Source organism: Kitasatospora sp. MAA19, from assembly GCF_029894125.1.
GTDB lineage: Bacteria > Actinomycetota > Actinomycetes > Streptomycetales > Streptomycetaceae > Kitasatospora.
The window spans coordinates 14,435-37,985 of the sequence record NZ_JARXYZ010000015.1; the positions used below are offsets into that span (position 1 = coordinate 14,435).

Here is a 23,551-nt window from a genome sequence, read left to right on the forward strand (position 1 = left end):
TGACACGTGCGGCAGACGCGGCCGGGCGGACGGAGGGCGGGACGATGAGCACATCAGCGCAAGCGGCAGGGGACGCGCCCGGCGCCGCACCGGCGAAACGCCGGCTGACCCTCCGTCGGAACTCCGCCGCCGCGACGCCCGCCACCCTGCACCAGGTGGGCCCGCACTTCGTCATCGCCCCCGGTGGCGGGGACGGCACCGGCCCGGCCGCCCCACCCGCGGCACTGACCGCGGCACTGGCCCGGCTCACCCACGTCGCCCGGACCGTCACCGTCCTCGCCGCCGCCCCCGACGCGCCGGCCGTCCTCTTCGGCCGGCTCGACGAGCTGACCCGCACCGCCACCACCCGGGACGCCACCGCGCTCGTCCTCGCCGCCTCCGGCCTGGCCACCGCCCCGGACACCGGGCGCCGACCCGCCGAACGGATCGCCGAACTGACCGGCCTCGGCGTCGTCGCCCCGGACGGGCTGGTCACCCTCCGGCCCGACGGCACCCTGCTGACCAGCGGGCCGGCCGACGACGCGCCGTCATCCTGGTGGCTCTGCACCCCGACCGGACAACTGCGCCGGCTCGGGCCGGTCTGGCCGCTGCCGACGGAGCCGGCCGCCGATCCACCGACGGAGGAACCGGCGGGCGGCGAAGCGGCGGAGACCGTGGTGATGGCGAGCCCGGTGGCGGCGGCCGAGCCGACCGTGGCGGTGTCCGTCCCGGCCGTGCCCGTCCCGCCGACGCCCGAGCCCGCCGAGCCCGCCGAGCCCGTCCGGCGCGGCCCGGCCACGCCGCCGGGCGGCGCCGCCGACCCGCTGGTCACCGCGCTGCCGCACGGCTACTGGTTCCGCAGCAAGCCCGACCCCGACGGCCCCCCTGGCCCGCTCACCAGGGCCACCGCGGGCGAGGACACGGTGATCCTCGTCGTCGGGCACCCGGGCACACCCCTGCCCCCGGCCGCCGACCTCGCCGCCCGGCTCCGCGCCCTGCTCCCCGGCCCCTCGGCCGACCTGCTGCTCAGCGCCCCCTGGGCCCCCACCACCGCGCTCACCGCCCTTGCCGCCGGGCTCGCGGCCGAACTCGGCCACGACCTCCGCGCCGCCGTCGGCCTGCCCATGCGCACCACCAGCGGCCTCTCCTCCCGCGTGCTGACCGCGGACGGCACCCCCGGCTGGGAGCCGTGGCTGACCGAGCTCACCGCCTCGCCGGAGCGGCACCGCGTCGTCGCCTCCGCCTGGCGCACCACCTCCGACGGCCCGGCCACCTGCGGACCCGCTCTCTACGAGTCCCCGGTCACGGGCTGGCGGCTTGAAGCCGTGCCCGCCGGCCTGTGGCTGCGCCCCGAGGAGCCGCCGCAGGACCGCGGCCCACGCCTGCGCGACCCGGACCCCGCCCACCCGCTGCTGATCGCCGGGGCGGACGGGCGAACGGTGCCCCCGGAGGTGCTCGCCGTCCTCGACGACCTGCGCGCAGCCCTCACCGCCCCCGGCACGACCGCACCCGAGTTGCTGATCGACGGCGCGCGCCGCCCAGGCGCCCTCCGCTCGGAACAACCCGCCCGGCCCGCCCTCCCGGCCACCCCGCAGCCCCCTGCCGAGCTCGCTGAACAGCCTGACTCTGCAGGCGAGTTCACCATCGTCGCGGCAACGGTCACGCCGGCACCCACGCCCGCTCCCACACCCGCACCCGCACCCGCACCGCAGGCCACCGCCGAACCCGCCGTCACCGCCCCCGAGCCGCCCGTCCAGACCGCCACGGCGGCCATCGGACCGGCCCCGGCCGTCCGGACCCACACCGCTGACCCCGAGGGCCGGTCCGCCACCGCGACGAGCGCGCCCGCACCCACACCCGCACCCACCCCCGTACCCGCACCCGCACCCACACCCACCCCCACCCCCGAGCCGCCGGCCCACGGCACGATCCGCCGAACCACCCCCGACGCCGAGTCCGCCGCCGCGCCGGACCCCGCCCCCCACCCCGACGCCGAGTCCGCTGCCGAACCCGGGTCCGCCCCCGAGCAGGCCGCCCCGAACCTTGAGCCGGCCACACCTCCCGACACCGCCGAGGAGCCCGCACCCCGCGCCGGCACCGCGCCCGAGGCCCCCCGCACCGCCCGACTCCTCACGCCCGACGGCACGGCGGTCTCCGGGCGGCCGAGCACGGCCGCCGAGCGGACCGCCTTCCGGGCACTGCTGGGCGAGCACTTCCAGCGCTGCGCCAGCCGCGCCGAGCAGGTCGCGATGCGGCTCCCGGCGCTGCGCTCGCACGCCCGGGACGACCTGAAGAGTGACCTCGCGGCGGTCTACCTGCACCACACCGACACGGGTGTCCCGGCCTTCCACGCAGACCTGGTCGAGGCGGCCCGCCGGCCCGGCTCCGGACCACTGGATCCGTATCTGGCGTGTCTGGGGTCCGGACTGCGGCGGCTGCCGAACCACCGGGGCGCCGTTCTGCTGGGCGCCGACGCGGGCGAGGAGGAGTTGCGCCACTACGTGCCGGGAGCGCTGCTGGCGGAGCCCGCGCCGGTGGTCGGGACGCCTGCGGCGGAGGTCGTGCCGGGGACGTCCGTCGAGTTCCTGGTGTGGTCCGCCACCGGCCGCCGCACGTCGGTGATCTCCGAGGACGGCGAGCCCGAGGTGGTGTTCCCGCCCGGCTCGTGGTTCTCCGTCCTGGAGGTCCTGCCGGGCGGCGAGGACCTCCCGACCCGCGTCCTGCTCCGCGAGGTCGGCCCGGGCACCATGTCCGGGACGGCGGACGACCGGGACCAGCAGGCCCGCGTCCGACTGCTCGCCTGGCAGTCGCGCCGCGACCTCCTCTCCCCGGACGAGCTCCGCCCCCCGTCCCGCCCCGAGCGCCTCCACCTCACCCCGGGTGTCACCACCTGCCGGTGATCGGTCCCACCCGGAAGAGGCCCTGACGGCAGGTCGACGTCCGGCACTCCCCGGACGACGGGGTGCCGACCACCGGTTACCCACGGGTAAACTTCCCGACGGCCTGTCCGGTCCCTCCGGACGACGGCGGGACGGGAGACATGGGGATACGACTGCTCGGCCCGGTCGAGCTACGGCACGGCACCGGTGCGGACGATGGCACCGACTCCGCCGTCCCCGTCGGCAGCGCGCAACGGCGGGCCGTACTCGCCCTGCTCGCACTGGAGTTGGGCCGCACCGTCGCGGTCGGCCAACTCCTCGAACTGCTCTGGGCCGAGCGGCCGCCCACCCGCGCGAAAGCCGCGCTGCAGGGGCACGTCGCCACCCTGCGCCGGCTGCTGGACGGCTCGGGCCTCGCCATCACCACCAGCGCCCCCGGCTACCGGCTCACCGGGCACCCCGAGGCCGTCGACGCCCTGCACGCCGAAGCCCTGGCCGCGCGCGCCGCCGCCACCGACGACGACACCACCGCCGCCGCGCTGCTGGAGCGGGCCCTGCGGCTGTGGCGCGGCGCGGCCCTCGCCGACCTCCCCGCCACCCCGCTCGCCGCCGCGCTCGCCGCCCGCCTCGACGACACCCGGACCGAGCTGCTCACCGCGTGGACACGATGCCTGCTGCGCCTCGGGCGCGGCCATGCGGCCGTGCCGGCGCTGGAACAGAGCGTGCGCGCGGACGGGCTGCGCGAACCCACCGCCGCCCTGCTGGTCCGGTGCCTGCACCAGAGCGGGCGCGGCGCCGACGCCGTCCGCCTCCACCGGCAGGCCACGGCCCGGCTCGACGAGGAACTCGGCGTCGGCCCTGGACCGGAGCTCCGGGCCGCCCTGGCCGAGCTGACCGAGGCCGGCGAAGCCCTCACCGACGGCGCCCCGACGATCCGCCACTTCCCCTCCGCGCCGGACGGGTTCGTCGGCCGCGAAGCCGAGGAGCGGTGGCTCGACCACCACGGCCGGGCCGAGCAGGGCGGCGGCGGGCTCGCCGTGGTGGTCGGCCCCGCCGGGGTCGGCAAGAGCGCGACCGTCCTGCGCTGGGCCCACCGCGCCGCCGCCGGTTTCCCCGACGGCCGCCTCTTCGCGGACCTGCGCGGCTTCGATCCGGCGGGCCCCGCCGACCCGGCCCAGATCCTCGGCCGCTTCCTCCGCTCCCTCGGCCTGCCCGAGCAGGCCGTCCCGGAGGGCCTCGCCGCCCGGGCCGACCTGTTCCGCGCCCTCACCCGACGCCGTCGGCTGCTGGTGGTCCTCGACAACGTGCGCACGGCCGCCGAGGCCACCGAACTGCTGCCCGCCGGACCCGCCTGCGTCACGGTCCTGACCAGCCGCAACACCCTGGAGGAACTCGTCGTCACCGACGGCGCCGCTCTGCTCCACATCGACGCACTGCCCGCCTCCGACGCGCACCGCCTGCTGGAGCATCGGCTGACCGCCGAGCGGGTGGCCGCCGAGCCCGCGGCGGCCGCCCGGCTGATCGAACTGTGCGACCGCCTCCCCCTGGCGCTGCAGATCACCGCCGACCGCCTCGCCGCCCGCCCCGGCTGGAAACTCGCCTCCCTCGTCGACGAGTTGGCCGACGAACGGACCCGCCTCACCGCCCTCCGCACCGACGGCGGCGCGGTCAGCGTCCGGACCGCGCTCTCGCGCACCTACCCCCACCTCCCCGGACCCGCCCGCCGGCTCCTCGCCCTGCTCACCGCGCACCCCGGCACCACCACCGACGTGTCCGCGGCCGCCGCCCTGCTCGCCGCCGACGCCGAGACCGCCCGGCACGCCCTCGGCAGCCTCGCCGCCCACCACCTGCTGACCGAACCCGCGCCCGGCCGCTACGGTCGCCACGACCTCGTCCGCCTCTACGGCGCCGAACTGTTCGACGGCCTCCCCGCCGAACGGCGGGACACGGCGTTCCAACGGCTCGCCGACTACGAGCTCGCCGCCGGCGGCCACGCCGTCCAGCGCACCAACCCCCACTACCGGCCGTACCGGCCGCCCGGCCCCGGCCCGCAGGCTCTCCCTCGCCTGTCCGATGTCCGCGCCACCCTCGACTGGTGCCGCGCCGAGGAACCGGTCCTGCGGGCCCTGGTCACCGCCGCCGCCGAGCGCGGCGACCACGAACGCGCCTGGCGCCTCGCCGAGGTGACCGCCGTCCTGTACTACGGCGCCGACCGGGTCGTCGACCGGCTCTCCTGCCTGCGGGCCGGCCTCCACGCCGCCCGGCTCGACGGCGGTCGGGAGGGCCTCGCCGCGATGGAGGCCGCCACCGCCTGCGCGCTCGGCACCGTCGGGTACGTCGCCGAGGCGCTGCCCCTCGCCGCCCGGGCCGTCGACCGCACCACCCCCGAGGACGGCGACCGCCACATCCACGCCCTCTCCGTCCTCTCCTCGATGACCGCCCTGTCCGGCGACCCGGCCGAGGCGGACCGGATCTCCCGGGCCGCCCTCGCCCTCGTCCGGAGCAGCGGGCTGCGCCAACACGCCGCCACCATCCTCAGCAACGCCGCCGCGATCAAGCTCAGCCTCGGCGACCCGGCCGCGGCCCTCGCCCACGCCCGCGAGACCCACACCCTGCTGCCCCACCGGCCCAGCGCCAACGCCGCCATCTGGGCAGTGGTCAGCGAAGCCCTCGCCCACCAGTCGCTCGGCGACCGCGACCGCGCCGAACTCGCCTGGCACGACGCCCTCCACCGCTGCCGCTCCACCGGCAACGTCCGCCTGCACGCCCTCGCCCACCGGCAGTTCGCCGAGTTCCTCACCGTCGGCGGCCGCTCCGCCGAAGCCGCCACCCACCACCACGCCGCCGCCGAGCTCTACACCGCCCACGGCGACGCCCCCCGCGCCGAACACCTCGACCGTCAGCTCGTCGAGCCCGCCCGCCGCACGGCCCCGCGGTAGCCCCGCCTGCCGCATCCGGTCGGTGCGCCAACCGGCCCGCACCTCGACAAGTCGTCAAGTTGTCTGTACATCTCCGGTCCCCTTGGCGGCCATCGGATCGTCATCGAACTCCCCGGCCCCGGTCATCTCGGTCCCTTACAACAAGGCTCGTCCGGGTCGAACAGATGGCCCGGCGCCCGTCAGCAAGGAGCCCCACCCGATGAGTCCGATGCCCGAACTGTCGCGCCGCAGCCTGCTCGGCGGCGCGGCGGCGGCCGCCGTGCTGTCCGCCCTCCCGATCAGCATCCAGCAGGCACTCGCCGCGCCGGCCCGGCCCGGGCGGCTGGCGGACATTCAGCACGTCGTGGTGTTCATGCAGGCAACACCAACACCAACCGCGACCACCTGATGACCGGGACCAGCGGCGGCCGTCGCCGTCCTTGGGGAAGTCCACCGTGTCGAACCAGCTGACGCCCCGGAACCTCGGGTAGCCGGGGGTGTCCCCGGACTTGACCCGCCGGAAGGACGCCTGGAACGCCTTGTCGAGACGGCGAAGCGTCGCCTGCTGCGAGCTGAACGACCAACGCCCGTGACGCTCCGGGTCGAACGCCCGGATGTCCTTGAGCTGCGCCGACTGATCGCCGTACCGGATGCTCGTCTTCGAGATGTGCCGGTAGGCGTCCCGGCGTTCCTGGAGCGCCCCGTTGTACAGCGAGCAGTGGTCGCGCAGCATCTCCCCGAGGGCCTGGGCCTGTCCCACGGTGGGCCTCATGAGGAACTTGTACGCGCGGATCATTGGGCACACCCCCTCGGCCGTTGAGGTGATCAACATGCCACACGTCACTGACAGTGCGCACTGCGCTCCGCCGCTCCGCGCCTCCGTGTCAAGGACCCATTCCCGCCCGGCCTGAAGGCCGGGATTCCCTGGGAGAAGAGGGATAGCGACGGAGACCGCGCGGCACGCGGGCCACGTCGACATCCTGCGCGAGCTCATCGACGGCGCGGCGGGGGACCACGACCGCGCCTGACGGGTGGGTCTCAGGCGCGGCCGAGGACCCGGTCGACGGCGATCTCGATGACCACCCGGTCCGGGTTCACCCGGGGCTCGCGGTAGCGCTCGGTGTAGCGCCGCTCGGCATCGACGACCTGCTCCGGCTCGTCCCGGACCACGGCCACGCCCTCCAGGGTCGACCAACGCGCCCGGTCCACCTGGCAGACCGCGACCCGCAGGCCCTGTGGCCCGGCCGCCGCCACGTTGCGCGCCTTGCGGCTGGTGCGGCTGGTGATCACCCGGGCCGTCCCGGTCTCCGGCTGGTACGTCACGCCGACCGGCACCACGTGCGGCGAGCCGTCCGGGCGGGCGGTGGTCAGGGTGGCGATGTGACGCTCGCGCCAGAAGGCGAGGAAGGCGTCGTCGAGGTCACGCGGGTCGTGGGACATGGTCGCGATCGTACGGCCCCCGGAGCAGGGTGCTGCTTCCAGGGGCCGTACGGTGCTCACTGCGCGTTCGGTGAACGCGCTCAGTGCCCGCGGGCGATCCAGTCCGGCAGGGCCGGGGCCTCGGCGCCGATGGTGGTCGGGTCGCCGTGGCCGGTGCGGACCACCGTCTCGGCCGGGAGCGACAGCAGCCGCTCGCGGATCGAGTCGATGATGGTCGGGAAGTGCGAGAACGACCGGCCGGTCGCGCCCGGGCCGCCGTGGAACAGGGTGTCGCCGGTGAAGACGGTGCCGAGCTCCGGTGCGTACAGGCAGACCGCGCCCGGGGCGTGGCCCGGCGTGTGCAGGACGGTCAGCGCGGTGCCGGCCACCTCGATCCGCTGCCCGTCGGCGAGTTCGCCGTCCGGGAGGCGCTCGGGGTGGGTGAGCTTCCACAGCGGCAGGTCGTCCGGGTGCAGCAGGATCGGCGCGCCGGTGCGGGCCGCGAGCGCCGGTGCGGCGTCGATGTGGTCGTTGTGCGCGTGGGTGGAGACGATCGCCAGCAGTCGGCGCCCGCCGAGCGCGGCCTCGATCGCGTCGGCGTCGTGCGCGGCGTCGATCACCACCGCCTCCTCGTCGTCGCCGACGATCCAGACGTTGTTCTCCACCTCCCAGCTGCCGCCGTCGAGCTCGAAGGTCCCGGCCGTCACCAGCCGGTCGATGCGGGCGCTCATGCGTCCACCTCGCTTCGCTCGGCAGGCGCTTCGCCCCACGCGCACCTCTCGACGGTTCGCTCGCTACGCTCGTTCACAGGACCACCACCGAGCGGAGCACGTCGCCCTGGTGCATGCGCTCGAACGCCTGCTCCACCGCGTCGAGTTCGATGGTCTCGGTGACGAACGCGCCGAGGTCCAGGCGGCCCTGGAGGTACAGGTCGATCAGCATCGGGAAGTCCCGGGAGGGCAGGCAGTCGCCGTACCAGGAGGACTTCAGCGCGCCGCCGCGGCCGAACACGTCGAGCAGCGGCAGTTCCAGCGTCATCTCCGGCGTGGGCACGCCGACCAGGACGACGGTGCCGGCGAGGTCGCGGGCGTAGAACGCCTGCTGATAGGTCTCCGGACGGCCGACCGCCTCCACCACCACGTCCGCGCCGTTGCCACCGGTCAGCTCGCGGATCGCCTCGACCGGGTCGGTGGTGCGGGAGTTGACGGTGTGGGTGGCGCCGAGCCGGCGCGCCGTCTCCAGCTTGCGGTCGTCGATGTCGACGGCGATGATCCGGGCCGCGCCCGCGAGGCGGGAGCCCATCACGGCCGCGCCGCCGACGCCACCGCAGCCGATCACCGCGACCGAGTCGCCGCGGCCGACGCCCCCGGTGTTGATGGCGGCGCCGAGGCCTGCCATCACACCGCAGCCCAGCAGGCCGGCGACGGCCGGCGAGGCCTCCGGGTCCACCTTGGTGCACTGGCCGGCCGCGACCAGGGTCTTCTCGGCGAACGCCCCGATGCCCAGCGCCGGGGACAGCTCGGTGCCGTCCAGCAGCGTCATCTTCTGCTTGGCGTTGTGGGTGTCGAAGCAGTACTGCGGGCGGCCACGCCGACAGGCGCGACACTGGCCGCACACCGCGCGCCAGTTGAGGACGACGAAGTCGCCGGGCGCGACCTCGGTGACGTCCTCGCCGACCGACTCGACGATGCCCGCCGCCTCGTGGCCGAGCAGGAACGGGAACTCGTCGTTGATGCCGCCCTCGCGGTAGTGCAGGTCGGTGTGGCAGACGCCGCAGGCCTGGATCCTGACCACCGCCTCGCCCGGGCCAGGGTCCGGCACCACGATCGTGGTCACCTCCACGGGCGCGCCCTTGGCGCGCGCGATGACTGCCTTGACCTGCTGGGCCATCCGAAATCCACCTCCGTCGGCCGATGCGGCTCTGCACCGGCGTGACCTGCGACAAACGACTGCCCACGAAGCGTAGCGCCCGTTGCGGCGGCCACCGACGGAACGGGCGGGGTGATCCGGCTCACCGCGGCGGCCGGGACGGCCGGATCGACCGTCATATGCCGCCGAGATATCCGCCGGTCACCCGGCCCGGCCCGGCGAGCGGGGCGCACGGGCGGCGCCGAGCGCCCGTCAGCGAGCCCCGAAGTGCCCGGAAAGGACCGCCGTTGGCTGGAAGTGCCGCTGACGCACGCACCGCGGCCCACGTACGGTCGTAGCAGAAGCGGTCCACTCGACCACGCTCAGCACACTCGCCCCACCCGACGGTGCGCCACCGCGAACCGTCCGTGCCGAGGCGTACCGACCGTCCGCCGTCGCACGATTCGCGCCATCCATCCCACCGATCGGCCCTTCGCCCCTTCGCCCCGTCCCGACCCACCCGTTCCTCCGATCCACCCGTTCCACCGATCCACCTTCGTCCCGGTCCACCCGAACCCGGCCCGAGCCGAGCCGCCGGCCCGCCCCACCCGTCCCCGCACCATCCCGGTTCCACCCCCCGTCGGGCCGCACCGCGCGGCCCCCCGCCCTGGAGTCTGGAGTACGGATGTCCGCCGAGAACAGTGCGACCGGTGCCGGAACCGGCACCGTCCCGCTCATCCCGATGCACTGCCTGCGCCGCCTGGAGCCCGGCCCGCCCCGGCTCGCCGCGCTGCCCACCGGCACCCCCGTCTGGCTGGTCAGCCGCCACGCGGACGTGCGGCAGGTGCTGACCGACCCCCGTCTGGGCCGCGCCCCGCTGTACGCCCCGGACGCGCCGCAGATCACCGTCATCCCCAACATCCTGGATGACCCGCAGAGCATGCTGAACATCGACGGCACCGAGCACCAGCGGCTGCGCCGCACCGTGCAACGGGCCTTCACCCCGCGTGCCATCGCCCGCTGGCGGCCCTGGGTCGCCTCGGTGATCGAGGCCCTGATCGACGAGCTGATCGACCACGGCTCCCCCGCCGACATCGTCGCCGGCTACACCCGCCCGCTCCCGGTCCAGGTGATCAGCCGGCTGATGGGGCTGGACAACCTGGACGGCAAGAAGCTCGCGCACTGGAGCGACCACGCGCTCTCCGCCACCGCCTACACGGCCGAGGAGATCGGCACCGCCATGGCCGAGTTCGCCGGCTTCGGCGCCGCCGTGATCGCCGACCGTCGCGCCGACCCCGGCGAGGACCTGGTCAGCAGCCTGCTCGCGGCCGCCGCCGAGGACGGCTCGATCACCGAGGGGCAGCTGGTCACGCTGGTCATCGGCCTCGTCGTGGCCGGCCACGAGACCACCATGACCAGCCTCGGCAACGCCCTGGTCTACCTGCTCTCCGACGGCCGCGAGGCCTGGCAGCGGCTGGCCGCCGACGAGGCCAGCGCCACCGCCGCGACCGAGCAGATCCTGCGCGCCGTCCCGCTCGGCGACGTCCAGCACACGCCCGGACTGCTGCGCCGCACCATCGAGGACGTCGAGATCGGCGGGGTGGTGATCCCGGCCGGCAGCGTCGTCGCCGCCGACACCGGCGCCGCCAACCAGGACCCGTCGGTCTTCACCGGGGACCTGCTGACCGAGCTGTTCTCCCCGCTGGCGGCGCCGATGCTGACCTTCGGCGCCGGGCCGCACCACTGCCTGGGCGCCTGGCTGGCCCGGATGGAGCTCGAACTCGCCCTGCACCGCCTGGCCCGCCGGCTGCCCTCGCTGCGCCTGACCGGGCCCATCGAGGGGATCGACTGGCGGCGCGGTCTGCTCACCCGCAGCCCCGAGTCCCTCCAGGTCTCCTGGTGACGGCCCGATCAGAGACGGGCGCCGACCCGGTGGTCGTCCGGGTCGACCGGGACCGCTGCATCGGCTCCGGGATGTGCGCCCTCAGCGCCCCCGGCTCGCTGGCGCTCGGCGCCGACGGGCTGGCCGAGCCGGTGGCCGAGTACGCGGCCGGCGGCGCGGAGTTGACGGAGGCGCTGACCGAGGCGGTCGACTTCTGCCCGGTCGAGGCGCTCACCCTCCACTCGGCGCTCGGCGGCCACCGGATCGCCCCGGCCGAGTGACCCCGCCCCGGTGCCGCCTCCCGCACTGCGGCGGGCGGCACCGGGGACACCCTCGGATCGATGAGCCTGGCTCATGGATGGATGAGCTCATCGATCTTGTTCGGCCCTCGGCGCGGGTGGTGGGCTGGCCCCATGACCACCGCCGAAACCCTCGCGCCCCCGGCCGCCCCCGGCAGTCCGCCCCGCTGGGCGCCGATCGTCGCCGTCGCCCTCGCCACCTTCACCGTGGTCTCCTCCGAGATGATGCCGGTGGGACTGCTGACGCCCATCTCGAAGACCCTCGCCGTCTCCGACGGCGTCACCGGGCTCTCCCTGACGATCACCGGGATCCTCGCCGCGGTCCTCTCCCCCTTCGTGCCGGCGCTCATCGGCCTCCGGGACCGCAAGGGCGTGCTGATCGCCTTCCTGCTGCTGCTGTCCCTGGCGAACGCGCTCACCGCACTCGCGCCCAACTACCCCGTCCTGGCCGTCAGTCGGGTCCTTCTCGGCCTGGCGATGGGCATCGTGTGGGGCATCACCGCCGGGCTGGGCCCCCGGCTCGCCGACGGACCGCGCATCGCGCTCGCCACCACGCTGATCTTCTCCGGTGTCTCCATCGCCTCGGTGCTCGGCGTCCCGCTCGGCACCTACCTCGCGGCCCTGCTCGGCTGGCGCTCCGCGTTCTGGACCCTCGCCCTGCTCGGCGCGGTCTCCGCCGCCGTCCTCGCCCGCACGCTCCCCGCCCTCCCGGTCCACGAGCGGGGCCGGCTCGACGGCATCGCCGACGCCCTGCGCAACCGGGGGGTCGCCGCCGGGCTCGCCGTCACGGCGCTCGTCGTGCTCGGCCACTTCACCGGCTACACCTACGTACGGCCGGTGCTCGAACTCGACGCGGGCCTGAGCAGCGGCGCCATCGCCGCCTGCCTGCTCGTCTACGGACTGGCCGGCGTCGCCGGGAACTTCACCCTCGGCCCGCTGGCCGGACGGCACCCGAAGGCGGCCGTGACCACCGCGCTCGCGGGCGTCGCGCTCGCCGCCGCCCTGCTGCCGTTCCTCACCGGGAGCCTCGCGGCGGTCCTGCTCGCACTCGCCGTCTGGGGAGCCTCGTACGGCGGGGTCTCGATCTCCACCCAGACCTGGGTCCGCACCGCCGACCCGGCCCGGATCGAGGCCTCGGCGGCGCTGTGGGCGGGCGTGTTCAACGCCGGCATCGCGCTCGGCTCGCTCGCCGGCGGGCTGGTCATCGACCGGGCCGGGAACCGCGCCGTGCTGCTCTCGGCCGGGCTGGTCACCGCGGTCGGGCTGCTGCTCGCCGCGATCTCCCGGCCGCGCGGCGGCCGGCTCACCTGACGGAGCCCGCCAGCAGCTCCACGAACCGGTCGGCCAGCGGGTGCGAGCTCCGCTCGCTCTCCACGACGAGCAGCGTCGACGGCTCCAGGTCCGGCACCGGCAGGTAGCGGATGTCGGGCCGCTGGACGTAGGCCGTGCTCGCCTCGCACAGCAGCAGCCCCCGGCGGGTGCTGGCCACCGTCGACAGCCCCTCCTGGACGGTGGCGGCGCCGGCCTGGTAGGCCAGCTCCCGCCCGTCCCGGGTCCGCCGCGGGGCGTTCGCCCGGCGCCAGTAGTCGGGGGCGGGCCCGCGCGGCTCGATCAGTGCCAGAGCGGCCAGCTCGTCCCCGGCGACGCTCGGCGCCCCGGCCAGGCGGTGCGCGGCGGACAGCGCGACGTACATCGGCTGCCGGGAGAACTCCAGCAGCACCCGCAGGCCCTCCTCCCGGCACGGGGACAGCACGATCGCCAGGTCGATCTCACCCCGGCCCAGGTGGGAGAACGGATCTCCCCAGGACAGTTCCACCAGGTGGGCCGCCCCTTCCGGCAGGCCCGCGATCGCCCGGGCGACCGGCTCGTACACGGCGCACTGGAAGCCCAGGCGCAACGGCCGGTGCGTCGAGGCCGCCCGGGCCCGGGCGGCCTCGTACCCCGCCCGCAGCCGGTCGAAGGCGGGCACCACCTGCTCGGCCAGGGCGCGGCCCAGCTCGGTCAACTCGACCCGGCGGCTGGTCCGTCGGAACACCGGGGCGCCCACCCGGCTCTCCAGTCGCTTGATCAGCTGGGAGACCCGCCCCTGGGAGACGCCCAGCAGCTCCGCCGTCCGCCCGAAGTGCAGCTGGTGCACCAGCACGGAGAAGCACTCCAGCTCCTGCAGCGGCAGCTCCGGCAGCACGGGGCCTGGCGTCGTCCGATCCACCCCGGAAGTCTACGGTCCGCCGGCCCGCCGGCCTCAAGGCCCGCCGTCAGCGCGGGCGGACGGCGCAGGCCAGGGCCGCGCGCAGCTCGGCGGCCGGATCGCCCTCGTGGTACGGGCGCTCGCTCGCCTCGATGTGGTCCAGGAACTCCTGGTACCGCAGCGCGTAGGACAGGTGGTACAGCGGCTCGACGAGTTCCAGCGCCCGCTGCGGCCGCGCGCCGGGAACGTGCTCCTGCCAGGCCCGCGACCAGACGGCGGCGAGCTGCTCCCAGCGCTCCGGCGCGAGGTAGGCGCGCGGGCGCAGCCCGTCCAGGGCGGGGTGGCCCAGGCAGGAGTCGGCGTAGTCGACGACCACCGAACGCTCGCCGTCGGAGCGCCAGTTGCCCGGGTGGAAGTCGCCGTGCACCAGCGTCTGCGGGAGTCCGCAGCTTTCCAACTCTTCCAGCAGCGACGGGAGTTCGTCGACCAGCCGACGGGCGTCGGCCAGTTCCCGCGCCGTCAGGCCGGTCGGGCCGGGGAGCCGGTCGAGCAGCGCCCGGGCCTGGGCGAGCAGGGTGCGCGGCGTCCGGTCGCGCAGCCCGGCCGCCGCCGCGCGCCCATCGGCGGCCAGTGCCGCCTGGGCGGCGACCAGCCGGGGCACCACGTCGGCGACGGTGGCGGCGGACGGGCCCCAGCAGTCCGTGCCGGGCACGTGGTCCAGCAGCAGCCGCCCGCCCGCCGGGTCGGCGGCCAGCACCGGCGGCACGAGGGCCTGGTCGACCCCGCCGAGCAGCGCGATGACCTCGCCCTCGCGGGCGTTGAAGGCGGGCGTCGTGGTCTTCAGCCAGGCGTCGCGGCCGGTGGCCGTCGGGATGCGGACGAGGCCCGAGAGGTTCCAGGTGCGGACCTGCCGTGCGGGTCCGGCCGCCGGGCGGCCCACCCGGGTGAGCTCCGCCCGCGCCCAGGCCAACGCGTCCCGCAGGCCGGCCGGGGTGGCCCAGGCGGCGCGGTGCTCGGCGGGGCCGAGCAGGGCGGCGGTGCCGGCGTCCGGCGTCCGGGCCGCCAGCGCGCCGGGCCGCTCCAGGGCCTCGGCGTGGTACCACACCTGCCCGCCGTGCCCGCCCTGCTCGCTGCGCCCCCGCACGAGCCGCACCACCAGCACCGGCACCCCGGCGAGTTCGGACGTCCGCGCCACCACCCCGTCCACCGACGACCACCACCCGCCCGCCGCCTCGAACGGGCCCACCGGCCCGAAGTACTCGTCCCCGTGGGTGAGATGGACCGTGACGGTGCGTTCACTCGCTCGCTGCATCCGGGCAGCTTCGCCCACGCCGCCCGGGTGCGCGAGCGAATATCCGGCGGCCGAGGGGGGCGTGGCGGCGGGCCCTACGGGATCGCCACCGCCGCGCCGGACACCCGCACCCGGGGGTCCTCCGCCCGCAGCTCGACCCGCAGCACGCCCGGGCGGCCCAGGTCCTCGCCCTGGTGGAGGGTCAGCACCGCCGGGGCCGTCACCGCGCCCTGGTCCCGCAGGTAGGCGCCGAAGGCGGCGGCCGCGGCGCCGGTGGCGGGGTCCTCGACGACGCCGCCGACCGGGAAGGGGTCGCGGACGTGGAAGACGTGGGCGCTCTCGCGCCAGACCAGCTGGAGGGTCACCAGGTCGCGGGCGCGCATGTAGGCGGCGAGGCCGTCGAAGTCGTAGGCGAGGCGGGCCAGGCGGTCGCGGGTGGCGGCGGCGAGCACGAGGTGGCGGGCGCCGGCGTAGGCGACCCGGGGCGGCAGCGTCGGGTCGAGGTCGGTGCGGGCCCAGCCGAGCAGCGCGAGGGCCTCGTCGACGTCGGCCGCGGTCACGTCCGCCACCCGGGGCTCGACGCTGGTGAGGGTGGCGCGCAGCACGCCGTCCGCGTCCTGGTCGACCTGGACGGGGACCTCGCCCGCCGCCGTCGTGAAGACGTAGCGCCCGGGGCCGGTGCGCCCGGCGAGGGCGACGGCGGCGGCGACCGTCGCGTGGCCGCAGAACGGCACCTCGGTGAGCGGGCTGAAGTACCGGACGTGGTGGGCGCCTTCGGTCCGGCCCGCGGTCAGGAAGGCCGTCTCGGAGTAGCCGAGCCCGGCGGCGATGGCGAGCATCCGTTCGTCGGTCAGTCCGGTGGCGTCGAGCACCACCCCGGCCGGGTTGCCGCCCTCGGGGCGGGTGGTGAAGGCGGCGTAGCGCAGGATGCGGGGCGAGGCGTCGTCGGTCATGCCCGGACGAACGCGTTCCGCTCCGCCGCTGTTCCCGGTCACCGCACCAGGGTCACCGCAGCACGGCCACCACAGCACGGCCAGCGCGGCGTGATCACCGCAGCACCGCCTCCAGGAGGTCCGAGCCGAGCCGGGCGCTGCCGGCGAGGTCGAGCTGGTAGAGCATGTACCGCCCGCGCCGCTGGGTGGTGAGCAGCCCCGCCTTGCGCAGCACGGCCAGGTGCCGGGACACCTCGGGGGCGCTGAGCATCCAGGCGGCGGCGAGTTCGCCGGTGGTGTGCGGCCCGCGCGCCATGGTGCGGGCGAGGCGCAGCCGGACGGGGTGGGCGAGGGCTTCGAGCCGCTGCTGGACGAGGGCGAGCGAGACCGGTTCGGGCAGGCCCGCCTCGGCCACGGGGTACTGGAGGACGGGCCGCCAGCCGGGGGCGTGCACCACGAGCAGGTGGGGTCGGCCGAAGGCGGTCGGGATGAAGGTGACTCCCCCGCTGTCGGTGCCGCTGGTGGAGTTGTCCTGGAGTTTGTCGATGACGATCCGCCGCCGCCCGTCCGCGCCCTGGTCGAGGGTGACGGAGGGTGAGATCGCGGCCAGCGCCTCGCCGGGGCCGCGCCGGGCGAGCAGGTCGGCCTTGTGCCGGGCGTCGGCGGCGAGGTCGGGCAGGACGCGCTGCCAGGCGTCGGCGAAGAACGCGGACTCGCAGTCCTCCAGCATCCGCCGGACCAGGGCGCGGACGGCGGGCGGGTCGGCGAGCAGCCGGTCGGCGAAGGCGGCCTGCCGGGGGCCGCGGGCGAGGGCGAGTTCACGGGCGCGCTCGTTGGCGGCTGGGTCGGTGAGCGGCGAGGCCTGCCGGTGGGCGAGCCGGGAGGAGCCGCAGGTGGTGATCAGGGCGGCGGCGACGTACAGCTCGTCGTCGATCCGGTCGACGGCGTCGAGTTCGGCCCTGAGGGTGGCGCCGGGAAGCCCTGGGACGAGGAAGTCGGCGCGGGAGGAGCGCCACAGGAAGTCGGCCTCCAGCAGCCGTTCGGACAGCTCGGGCGGGACGGCCGCGGTGGTGCTGGACGCCCAGCCGTGCAGCGCGGGGTGGTGCGCGGGCTCGGCGAGGACGTGCAGCATCGCGTTCAGCTCGCCGAGCGGGGACGGCGTGAAGAGCAGGCGCTCGTCGGGCAGGGCGGTGATGTCGATGGTCACGCTCACGGCCCCGATCCTGCCACCCGGCCCGAGCACGGCCGGCGTCGATTGACGCGAACCGTCAATCCGCGTGCCCGGCGGCCGCCGGGCGGCGGACGGTACCGGCCATGAGCCTGATCCAGGAGAAGTCCGTCCACGACCACGCCGCCGTACGGGCCGGTGAACCGCCCGCCCCGCCGGTCGGGGCCGGTCGCCGGGGCCCGTCCGCGCTGCTGAGCCTGCTGACTGCCGCGGGCGGGCCCCGCTACGCGGTCGCGCTGGCGGTGGACGCGGTGGGCGGCGGCATGCTGCGTCCGTTCCTGTTGCTGTACGGCGTCGGGGTGCTGCACCTGGGCGCGGGCGCGGCCGGGCTGGCGATGTCGGCGGGGATGGTCGCCGGCCTCCTGGTGGTGCCGCTGACCGGCCGCTGGATCGACCGCGGTGCCCGGACCCTGCCCGCCGCGGCGACGCTGGTGCTGCGGGCGGCGGGTGCGCTGACGCTGCCGGCCGCGAACGGCCTGGCCTGGTTCACCGTGGCGGCGGTGCTGTTCGGGATGGGCAGCCAGTCCTGGCCGACCACCCACGCCGCGGTGGTGTCCACGCTGACCGAGGGGCGGCTGCGGGACGCCGCGCTCGCCGCCGGGCGGTCGCTGCGCAACGCCGGGCTGGGCGCGGGCGCGCTGCTGGCCACCCTGGCGGTGACCGGCGGGGCGGGCGCGGTCCGGGCGCTGGCCTGGGTGACGGGCGCGGCCTGCCTGGTCGCCGCCGCCCTGGTGCTGTCGCTGCGGGTGCGGGCCCCGCAGGCCGTCACCGACCGTGCGGCTCGTCCGCAGGAGGCGGGCGAGCCGCTGCGGCGGATCAGCCTGCTGGGTCTCGCCAACCTGCCGTACGCGTTCTGCTTCGACGTGCTGGAGGTGGCGCTGCCAGCGCTGCTGGTGCTGCACCTGCACGCCTCGCCGGCCTGGTCCTCGGGGGTGTTCGTGGGCAACACGGTGCTGGTGATCGCCCTCCAGCTGGCCCTGGTGCTGCGGCTGGCGGGCCGGTCGCGGCGGTCCGTGCTGGCGGCCTCGGGGGTGGTGCTGGCGCTGTCCTACCTGGGGTTCTGGGCGGCCGGGTCGCTGGGCGGGGTGCCGGGGGCGGCGGGCGTCGCGGTGGTCTCGGTGCTGTACACGCTGGGCGAGATCCTCTACACCGGCTCGGGCACGGCCCTGGTCGCGGCGGTCGCCCCGCCGCACCTGCTGGGGCGGGCCCTGGCGCGCTGGGAGGTGTCGTCGGGCGTGGGCCGGGCGGCGGCGCCGGCGGTGCTGACGGCGCTGCTGGCGGTCGGCCCCGGGCTGCTGTGGCCGGTGCTCGCCGGCGCCACGCTGCTGGGGGCGCTGGCGGTGCTCCGGCTGGGGCCCGTCCGCACGCCCCCGCCTGCGCGGTGACCCGCCCTCGACGCCGAGGGCGGGCACCCCGCTGTCTCATGCCCCCGCCTGCGCGGTGACCCGGCCGGGTGCGATGGCATGATCGTCCGCATGGCGCTCACCCCCTTCCAGCAGCAGCTTCGCGACCGGGTCCTCAATGCCGAGGTGACGGCCCCGCCGGAGCCCTGGCGGCCCGTGGGCCGGGGGATGGTCCCGGTCGGCGGGCTGCTCGGCATCGGTTTCGCCACCGACCCGGGCACCGGCCACGACCTGGTGCTGGTGGTCTCCAGCAGCGGGCACGGCCTGTTCGACGCGGTCACCGGCGAGAAGCTGGAGCGCGAGTACGACCCGGAGGAGGACCCGGACGGCCCGGACCTCTCCTGCCCCGGCCTCGGCCCGGTCGCGGACCTCCGGATCCCGGTGGCCGGGCTGTGGGGCGGCGGCCTGCACACCAGCGCCGACGGCTGGGAGGTCGAGGTGGTCGCCCCGGAGTGGCCGCACCACCGGGTGCTGCTCATCGGCGGTGCGGCACCGGCGTGGAAGGGGACGCACGGCGAGACCTGGTGGCACGTCTTCGACTCCCGCTGGTCCACCTTCCGCGCCGCCGGCTTCTCCCCCTCCGGCCGCACCCTCGCCGTGGCCACCAGCAGCGACCTCACCCTCTGGAGCCGTGTCTAGGGCCTTTCGAGCGTCGGGTCCCTCCGGATGCGGGCGGGGCGCCCAGCGCCGATGCTGGCCGCGAGGCGTGCCCGGCCCAGAGGAAGGAACTCCCCCATGAGCGCACTCGACTTCGAGATCATCGACAGCCCCGACAGCTCGCTCAACAAGACCTCCGTGCTGGTCACCGGCCCCAAGGACGTCCTGCTGGTGGACGCCGGGTTCACCCGCTCCGACGGCCGCCGCCTGGTGGAGCGGATCCGCGCCACCGGCAAGCGGCTGACCACCGTCTTCATCAGCCACGGCGACCCGGACTTCTACTTCGGCGCCCAGGAGGTCCAGGACGCCTTCCCGCAGGCCCGGTTCCTGGCCACCGCCGACACCGTCGAGCACATCCAGGAGACGTACGAGGGCAAGCTCAAGGCCTGGGCCCACCTCGGCCCCGAGCTGCCCACCCGGCTGGTCCGGCCCGAGGTGATGCACGGCGACGAGATCGTCTTCGAGGGCCACCGGTTCGAGCTGCGCGGCGCCGACTTCCACCTGCCCGACCGGCACTACCTCTGGCAGCACCACCACCACGCGGTGCTCGGCGGCGTGCTGCTCTTCGAGGGCCTGCACGTGTGGACGGCCGACACCCCCTCCTACGCCCAGCGGTCCGCCTGGATCGACCTGTTGGACGGCATCGAGGCCCTCCAGCCGCAGTTCGTGGCGGCCGGCCACCGGATCGCCGGGACGCCCACCGACCTGACCTCCGTCCAGCAGACCCGGGACTACCTGCGCGCCTTCGAGACCGAGATCGACCGGGCCCCGGACGCGGCCGCCGCCAAGGAGGCGCTGGAACGGCGCTTCCCGGACCTGGGGCTGCGGATCGCCGTCGACATCGGCACCAAGGTCGTCCTGGGCGAAATGGCCTGGAGCTGAGCCGCGATGATCGAGATCCCGAGGGACACCGCCTCGTTCGCCGAGTCCGCCGCCCCCGCCGACGTGGTGCGCCGCCAGTACCTGGCCTCGGCCCGGGGCGACCTGGCCGCGCTGCGCTCCACGCTCGCCGACGACGTCGAGTGGACCGAGATGGTCGGCTTCCCGCTGGCCGGCACCTACCGCACCCCGAAGGGCGTCACCGCCAATGTGATGGAGCGTCTGGCGGCCGAGTGGGACAACTGGACGGCGCACGACGACACCTACGTCGTCGACGGCGAGAACGTGGTCGTGCTGGCCCGCTACACGGCCGTGCACAAGGCCACTGGAAGGCCGCTCGCGGTGCGGGCCGCCCACCACTTCACGGTGCGCGGCGGCCGGATCGTCCGCTTCGAGCAGTTCACCGACACCGCGCTGGTCAGGGAGGCCATGAACCCGTAGCGGCCCACCTTCACCCCCAGCGGCCCACGTTCACTCGTACGGGGGAGCGTGGCGCGGCGCGCCCGGTCCGGCCTCGACACGCCACCCGGACGGCGGCAGGCTGACCCCGAGGGCCCGCCGGCACACGCCCGCCGGGCGTCCGGACGGCGGGAGTCTCCGGAGAGCGGGAGTCCGAGGACGGGCCCTGGTTCCGGCCGGAGAGTGAGGAGTTCAGCATGGGCACGGGTACGGCGGGAACGGCGGAGGGCGGCGGGCGCGAGCGCCCGATCGTGATCGTCGGGGCGTCCCTGGGCGGCGCCAAGGCCGCGGAGGCGCTGCGCGCGGCCGGCCACCAGGGCGGCATCGTCCTGATCGGCGAGGAGCACGAACGCCCGTACGAACGGCCGCCGCTGTCGAAGGGGTACCTGCTCGGCACGACGCCCCGGGAGAAGATCTACGTCCACCCGCCGCAGTGGTACGGGGAGAACGACATCACGCTGCGGCTGGGCACCTCGGTGGTCGCGATCGACCCGGCCGGGCACACCGTGACGCTCGCCGACGACGGCCAGGTGGCGTACGCCAAGCTGCTGCTCACCACCGGCTCGGTGCCGCGCCGGCTGCCGGTGCCGGGCGAGGAGCAGGACGGCGTGCTCTACCTGCGCCGGGCCGAGGACAGCGAGCGGATCAAGGCGGTGCTGCGGCCGGGCGCCCGGATCGCGGTGATCGGCGCGGGCTGGATCGGCCTGGAGGTGGCGGCCGCGGCCCGGGCGGCGGGCGCCGAGGTGACGGTGCTGGAGGCGGCCGAGCTCCCGCTGCTGCGCGTGCTCGGCCGCGAGGTCGCGCAGGTCTTCGCCGACCTGCACCGCGACCACGGCGTGGACCTGCGCTTCGGCGTCCAGGTGACCGAACTGACCGGCACCGGCGGCACGGTGAGCGGCGTGCGGCTGGGCGACGGCACGACGGTGGCGGCCGACGCGGTGGTCGTCGGCATCGGCATCTCCCCCGCGACCGGTCTGGCCGCGGCCGCCGGGCTGGAGGTCGACAACGGGGTGAAGACCGACCAGCACCTGCGCACCTCCGACCCGGACGTCTACGCGGCCGGCGACGCCGCCAACGCCTTCCACCCGCTGTTCGGCAAGCACATCCGGGTCGAGCACTGGGCCAACGCCGTCAACCAGCCGCAGACCGCCGCCCGCGCGATGCTCGGGCAGCCGGACGCGGTGTACGACCGGGTGCCGTACTTCTTCAGCGACCAGTACGACCTGGGCATGGAGTACGTCGGCTACGTCGAACCGGGCGGCTACGACCGGGTGGTGTTCCGCGGCGATCCGGCCACCCGCGAGTTCATCGCGCTCTGGCTGGCCGACGGCCGGGTGCTGGCGGGGATGAACGTCAACGTCTGGGACGTCACCGACCCGATCCGCGAACTGATCGTGTCCAAGCGTGTGGTGGCTGCCGACCGCCTGGCGGACCCGAACGTCCCCTTCGGCGATGCCTGAGACACGGCGCCCTGGTCGGCGAGAGACCAACCGAGGCCCCGTCCGTGCACTGCCGAGGGATGCGCACGGACGGGGCCTGTTCAGTGGTCAGGGCTCCACCCGGCGCGCGTAGACCCCTTCGGCGAGCAGGGAGAAGCCGTGCCGCGCCCAGGCCCGGCGCAGCTTCTCCATCGCCTCCTCGTCCGGCCGCCGCACCTCGGGGTCATCCGAGTCGAAGCTGCACGGCTCGTCCGGCCCGTGGTCGTGGATCGGGGCCGGGTAGCAGACGGCAAGCGCCCCCGGCACGGCCAGGCGGCGGAGGGCCTCGACCGCCAAGCGCATCCCAACTCCCTTCCCCCGCCACTCGGCCGAGACCTCGACGGACTCCAGCAGGAGCAGCAGCGAGGGGCGGATCTCTGCCAGCACCGGGACGAGTCCTCCGTCCTCGGTGAAGATCACGCGGGGGATGCGGTCGAGCAGGCCGGGGTCCTGCCTCAACGCCTCGCGGGGGTTCGGCGTGGCTCCCGGGATGACTCGGGTGATGTCGGCGGTGCCGAAGACCTTGGCTCCGTTCTCGTAGAAGCTGGCCCGCCAGCGGTCCGCCTTCGCCGACCAGTCCACGTCGGCGAAGTGGCGCGACTCGTACGAGATGACGAGACGATCGGCCATCGGCGCTCTCCCTTGCAAGTGGGGGCAGGCCCCTCGCCAACACGCGCGAGGGGCCTGCCAGTGTTTCAGGAACCGCTACTGCTGCGGCGGGGTCGGCTCCGGCGCGGGCTTACCCGCGTGCTTCGGCGGCGGCTTCTCGTTGCCCTTGTGCTTGGACACGATGATCTCGACGCGCATGGGGTGACTCCTCCTACTCGACGGGGATGTTGGCGGTGGTGGCGACGTCCGCCGGCATGGCTCCGGGCGGCCGCTCGGGCTTCTTCTCCGGGTCGTGGCCCATACTGGTCACTCCTCACACTGTGAGGTCCCGACCGCCGGATGGCGGCCGGGCCGTTCGGTGTTGCGGACCCCGCTCCGATCGGTGTGCTGTCCAAGGAACGCCGATCGGGGCGGGAGCTTCGGGCCCCCGCGCGCCACGGGGGAACGACGCACGGACGGAAGTCTCAGTGGGGCAGCCGCCAGCCCAGGGCGGCCATGCACAGCAGTCCAGCCACGACGTAGGCCAAGACCTCAGCCCGGGTAGGCGGGGCGCGGTCAGCCCGTTCTGCGACCTCCCGGTACTCGGCCATCAGCCTGCCCAGGTCGGCCGCCGTGACCTGGTAGCCGGACCGGGGCGGCTCCTGGCCGCTCACGTCCGCATCCAGACCGGCAGGGAGTTGATCAGGTGCGTACGCTCCCGCAGCCTGGCCAACGTCTCGGACTCGGCAGGTTCCAGCGCGGGAGCGCCGGTATCGTCCTGCTCGGTCTCTACCGCCTCGTCCGCCTCGTCGCCGCTCACGACGCGAGCAGCTTGCGCACGTGCTCCGGAACCTCCACCCGGTCCGGCAGGCCCAACTCGGCGAGTTGGTCAAGCATCGGCCCCGTCAGCTCCCCGCGCAGCAGACGGCCGGAACACCAGGCGTGGGCCGCCACGTGCTTGGCGAACGCCTCGGCCTGCGGGAGGTTCATCCGGAGCTGCACGAGCGCGCCGCGCTCGCTGGCCATCGGGAGCACCGACACGTTCGGGAGGCCCGCCAGTCGCGCCGCCACCTCGACGGCGTCAGCTGCACGCTCCGCCTTGGCGCGGTTGGCCTGCGCCAACCCCTGTAGGTCCGTCGTCTGCGACATGGCCTCGGCTCCCGTCTCCAACTCTGATCTGTAGTCAGGACGTAGGGATGCCCAAGGACGCAGCGCCACGAAGTT

Annotated in this window: 22 protein-coding genes and 2 pseudogenes; 12 read left to right on the plus strand and 12 right to left on the minus strand. The window is 75.4% G+C overall.

Annotated elements, in window-relative coordinates:
- Positions 1-44: 44 nt before the first annotated feature.
- From P3T27_RS22650 to P3T27_RS22660, 3 genes are all read left to right on the plus strand, one after another.
- On the plus strand, positions 45-2,879 hold the full coding sequence (locus P3T27_RS22650) for a hypothetical protein (protein ID WP_280681269.1): 2,835 nt from the start codon (positions 45-47) through the stop codon (positions 2,877-2,879).
- Between the two features lie 140 nt (positions 2,880-3,019).
- Complete coding sequence (locus tag P3T27_RS22655) at positions 3,020-5,797, plus strand: BTAD domain-containing putative transcriptional regulator (RefSeq protein WP_280681270.1); 2,778 nt, start codon at positions 3,020-3,022, stop codon at positions 5,795-5,797.
- 199 nt (positions 5,798-5,996) lie between these two features.
- Positions 5,997-6,185, plus strand: a complete 189-nt coding sequence (locus P3T27_RS22660; protein ID WP_280681606.1) for a hypothetical protein — start codon at positions 5,997-5,999, stop codon at positions 6,183-6,185.
- Positions 6,186-6,194: 9 nt separating this feature from the next.
- On the opposite strand, the pseudogene P3T27_RS22665 reads toward P3T27_RS22660, so the two are convergent.
- Positions 6,195-6,572 (minus strand): annotated as a pseudogene (locus P3T27_RS22665) (helix-turn-helix domain-containing protein); the annotation flags it as partial.
- A 142-nt stretch (positions 6,573-6,714) separates the two neighbouring features.
- On the opposite strand from P3T27_RS22665, the pseudogene P3T27_RS22670 reads away from it, so the two are divergent.
- Positions 6,715-6,804: pseudogene (locus P3T27_RS22670) on the plus strand (DUF664 domain-containing protein); the annotation flags it as partial.
- Between the two features lie 10 nt (positions 6,805-6,814).
- Here P3T27_RS22670 and P3T27_RS22675 read toward each other — a convergent pair.
- The 3 genes from P3T27_RS22675 to P3T27_RS22685 form a co-directional block, all read right to left on the minus strand.
- Positions 6,815-7,216 carry a TIGR03618 family F420-dependent PPOX class oxidoreductase gene (locus P3T27_RS22675; RefSeq protein WP_280681271.1) on the minus strand — a complete coding sequence of 134 codons (402 nt, stop codon included), beginning with the start codon at positions 7,214-7,216 and terminating at the stop codon, positions 6,815-6,817.
- A gap of 80 nt (positions 7,217-7,296) precedes the next feature.
- Positions 7,297-7,926 carry an MBL fold metallo-hydrolase gene (locus tag P3T27_RS22680; protein WP_280681273.1) on the minus strand — a complete coding sequence of 210 codons (630 nt, stop codon included), beginning with the start codon at positions 7,924-7,926 and terminating at the stop codon, positions 7,297-7,299.
- A 73-nt stretch (positions 7,927-7,999) separates the two neighbouring features.
- Positions 8,000-9,085: an S-(hydroxymethyl)mycothiol dehydrogenase gene (locus P3T27_RS22685; protein ID WP_280681275.1), complete on the minus strand. Its 1,086-nt coding sequence runs from the start codon at positions 9,083-9,085 to the stop codon at positions 8,000-8,002.
- Positions 9,086-9,728: 643 nt separating this feature from the next.
- On the opposite strand from P3T27_RS22685, the gene P3T27_RS22690 reads away from it, so the two are divergent.
- The 3 genes from P3T27_RS22690 (at position 9,729) to P3T27_RS22700 (ending at position 12,535) form a co-directional block, all read left to right on the plus strand.
- On the plus strand, positions 9,729-10,946 hold the full coding sequence (locus P3T27_RS22690) for a cytochrome P450 (protein WP_280681277.1): 1,218 nt from the start codon (positions 9,729-9,731) through the stop codon (positions 10,944-10,946).
- Positions 10,943-11,206, plus strand: coding sequence for a ferredoxin (locus P3T27_RS22695; RefSeq protein ID WP_280681280.1), 264 nt, complete (start codon positions 10,943-10,945; stop codon positions 11,204-11,206). The genes P3T27_RS22690 and P3T27_RS22695 overlap by 4 nt, the downstream gene beginning before the upstream one ends.
- Before the next feature lie 132 nt (positions 11,207-11,338).
- The gene (locus P3T27_RS22700; RefSeq protein ID WP_280681282.1) at positions 11,339-12,535 is read left to right on the plus strand and encodes an MFS transporter; all 1,197 of its coding nucleotides are present in this window, start codon (positions 11,339-11,341) and stop codon (positions 12,533-12,535) included.
- On the opposite strand, the gene P3T27_RS22705 is transcribed toward P3T27_RS22700, so the two are convergent.
- The 4 genes from P3T27_RS22705 to P3T27_RS22720 form a co-directional block, all read right to left on the minus strand.
- Positions 12,528-13,433, minus strand: coding sequence for a LysR family transcriptional regulator (locus P3T27_RS22705; protein WP_280681284.1), 906 nt, complete (start codon positions 13,431-13,433; stop codon positions 12,528-12,530). The genes P3T27_RS22700 and P3T27_RS22705 overlap by 8 nt on opposite strands.
- 46 nt (positions 13,434-13,479) lie before the next feature.
- Complete coding sequence (locus P3T27_RS22710; RefSeq protein WP_280681286.1) at positions 13,480-14,724, minus strand: phosphotransferase; 1,245 nt, start codon at positions 14,722-14,724, stop codon at positions 13,480-13,482.
- A 74-nt stretch (positions 14,725-14,798) separates the two neighbouring features.
- Positions 14,799-15,656: a PhzF family phenazine biosynthesis isomerase gene (locus P3T27_RS22715; RefSeq protein WP_280681288.1), complete on the minus strand. Its 858-nt coding sequence runs from the start codon at positions 15,654-15,656 to the stop codon at positions 14,799-14,801.
- A 94-nt stretch (positions 15,657-15,750) separates the two neighbouring features.
- Positions 15,751-16,848, minus strand: coding sequence for a DUF5937 family protein (locus P3T27_RS22720; protein WP_280681290.1), 1,098 nt, complete (start codon positions 16,846-16,848; stop codon positions 15,751-15,753).
- Positions 16,849-16,949: 101 nt separating this feature from the next.
- Between P3T27_RS22720 and P3T27_RS22725 the strand changes: the two genes are divergently transcribed.
- The 5 genes from P3T27_RS22725 (at position 16,950) to P3T27_RS22745 (ending at position 21,721) form a co-directional block, all read left to right on the plus strand.
- Positions 16,950-18,248: an MFS transporter gene (locus P3T27_RS22725; protein ID WP_280681292.1), complete on the plus strand. Its 1,299-nt coding sequence runs from the start codon at positions 16,950-16,952 to the stop codon at positions 18,246-18,248.
- A 90-nt stretch (positions 18,249-18,338) separates the two neighbouring features.
- Positions 18,339-18,905, plus strand: coding sequence for a hypothetical protein (locus P3T27_RS22730; protein WP_280681294.1), 567 nt, complete (start codon positions 18,339-18,341; stop codon positions 18,903-18,905).
- Positions 18,906-19,001: 96 nt separating this feature from the next.
- Positions 19,002-19,805 (plus strand): MBL fold metallo-hydrolase, encoded by an 804-nt coding sequence (locus P3T27_RS22735; RefSeq protein WP_280681296.1) that lies wholly within the window; start codon positions 19,002-19,004, stop codon positions 19,803-19,805.
- 6 nt (positions 19,806-19,811) lie between these two features.
- A complete protein-coding gene (locus tag P3T27_RS22740) occupies positions 19,812-20,243 on the plus strand; it encodes a nuclear transport factor 2 family protein (RefSeq protein ID WP_280681298.1) in 432 nt (143 codons plus the stop codon).
- Between the two features lie 215 nt (positions 20,244-20,458).
- Positions 20,459-21,721, plus strand: coding sequence for an FAD-dependent oxidoreductase (locus tag P3T27_RS22745; RefSeq protein ID WP_280681301.1), 1,263 nt, complete (start codon positions 20,459-20,461; stop codon positions 21,719-21,721).
- Positions 21,722-21,808: 87 nt separating this feature from the next.
- Here P3T27_RS22745 and P3T27_RS22750 read toward each other — a convergent pair whose 3' ends face one another.
- The 4 genes from P3T27_RS22750 to P3T27_RS22765 form a co-directional block, all read right to left on the minus strand.
- On the minus strand, positions 21,809-22,369 hold the full coding sequence (locus P3T27_RS22750; RefSeq protein ID WP_280681302.1) for a hypothetical protein: 561 nt from the start codon (positions 22,367-22,369) through the stop codon (positions 21,809-21,811).
- A gap of 443 nt (positions 22,370-22,812) precedes the next feature.
- The gene (locus P3T27_RS22755) at positions 22,813-23,001 is read right to left on the minus strand and encodes a hypothetical protein (protein ID WP_280681303.1); all 189 of its coding nucleotides are present in this window, start codon (positions 22,999-23,001) and stop codon (positions 22,813-22,815) included.
- The gene (locus P3T27_RS22760) at positions 22,998-23,147 is read right to left on the minus strand and encodes a hypothetical protein (RefSeq protein WP_280681305.1); all 150 of its coding nucleotides are present in this window, start codon (positions 23,145-23,147) and stop codon (positions 22,998-23,000) included. Before P3T27_RS22760 ends, P3T27_RS22755 begins: the two co-directional genes overlap by 4 nt.
- Positions 23,144-23,476, minus strand: a complete 333-nt coding sequence (locus P3T27_RS22765; protein WP_280681307.1) for a hypothetical protein — start codon at positions 23,474-23,476, stop codon at positions 23,144-23,146. The genes P3T27_RS22760 and P3T27_RS22765 overlap by 4 nt, the downstream gene beginning before the upstream one ends.
- Between the last annotated feature and the right edge of the window lie 75 nt (positions 23,477-23,551).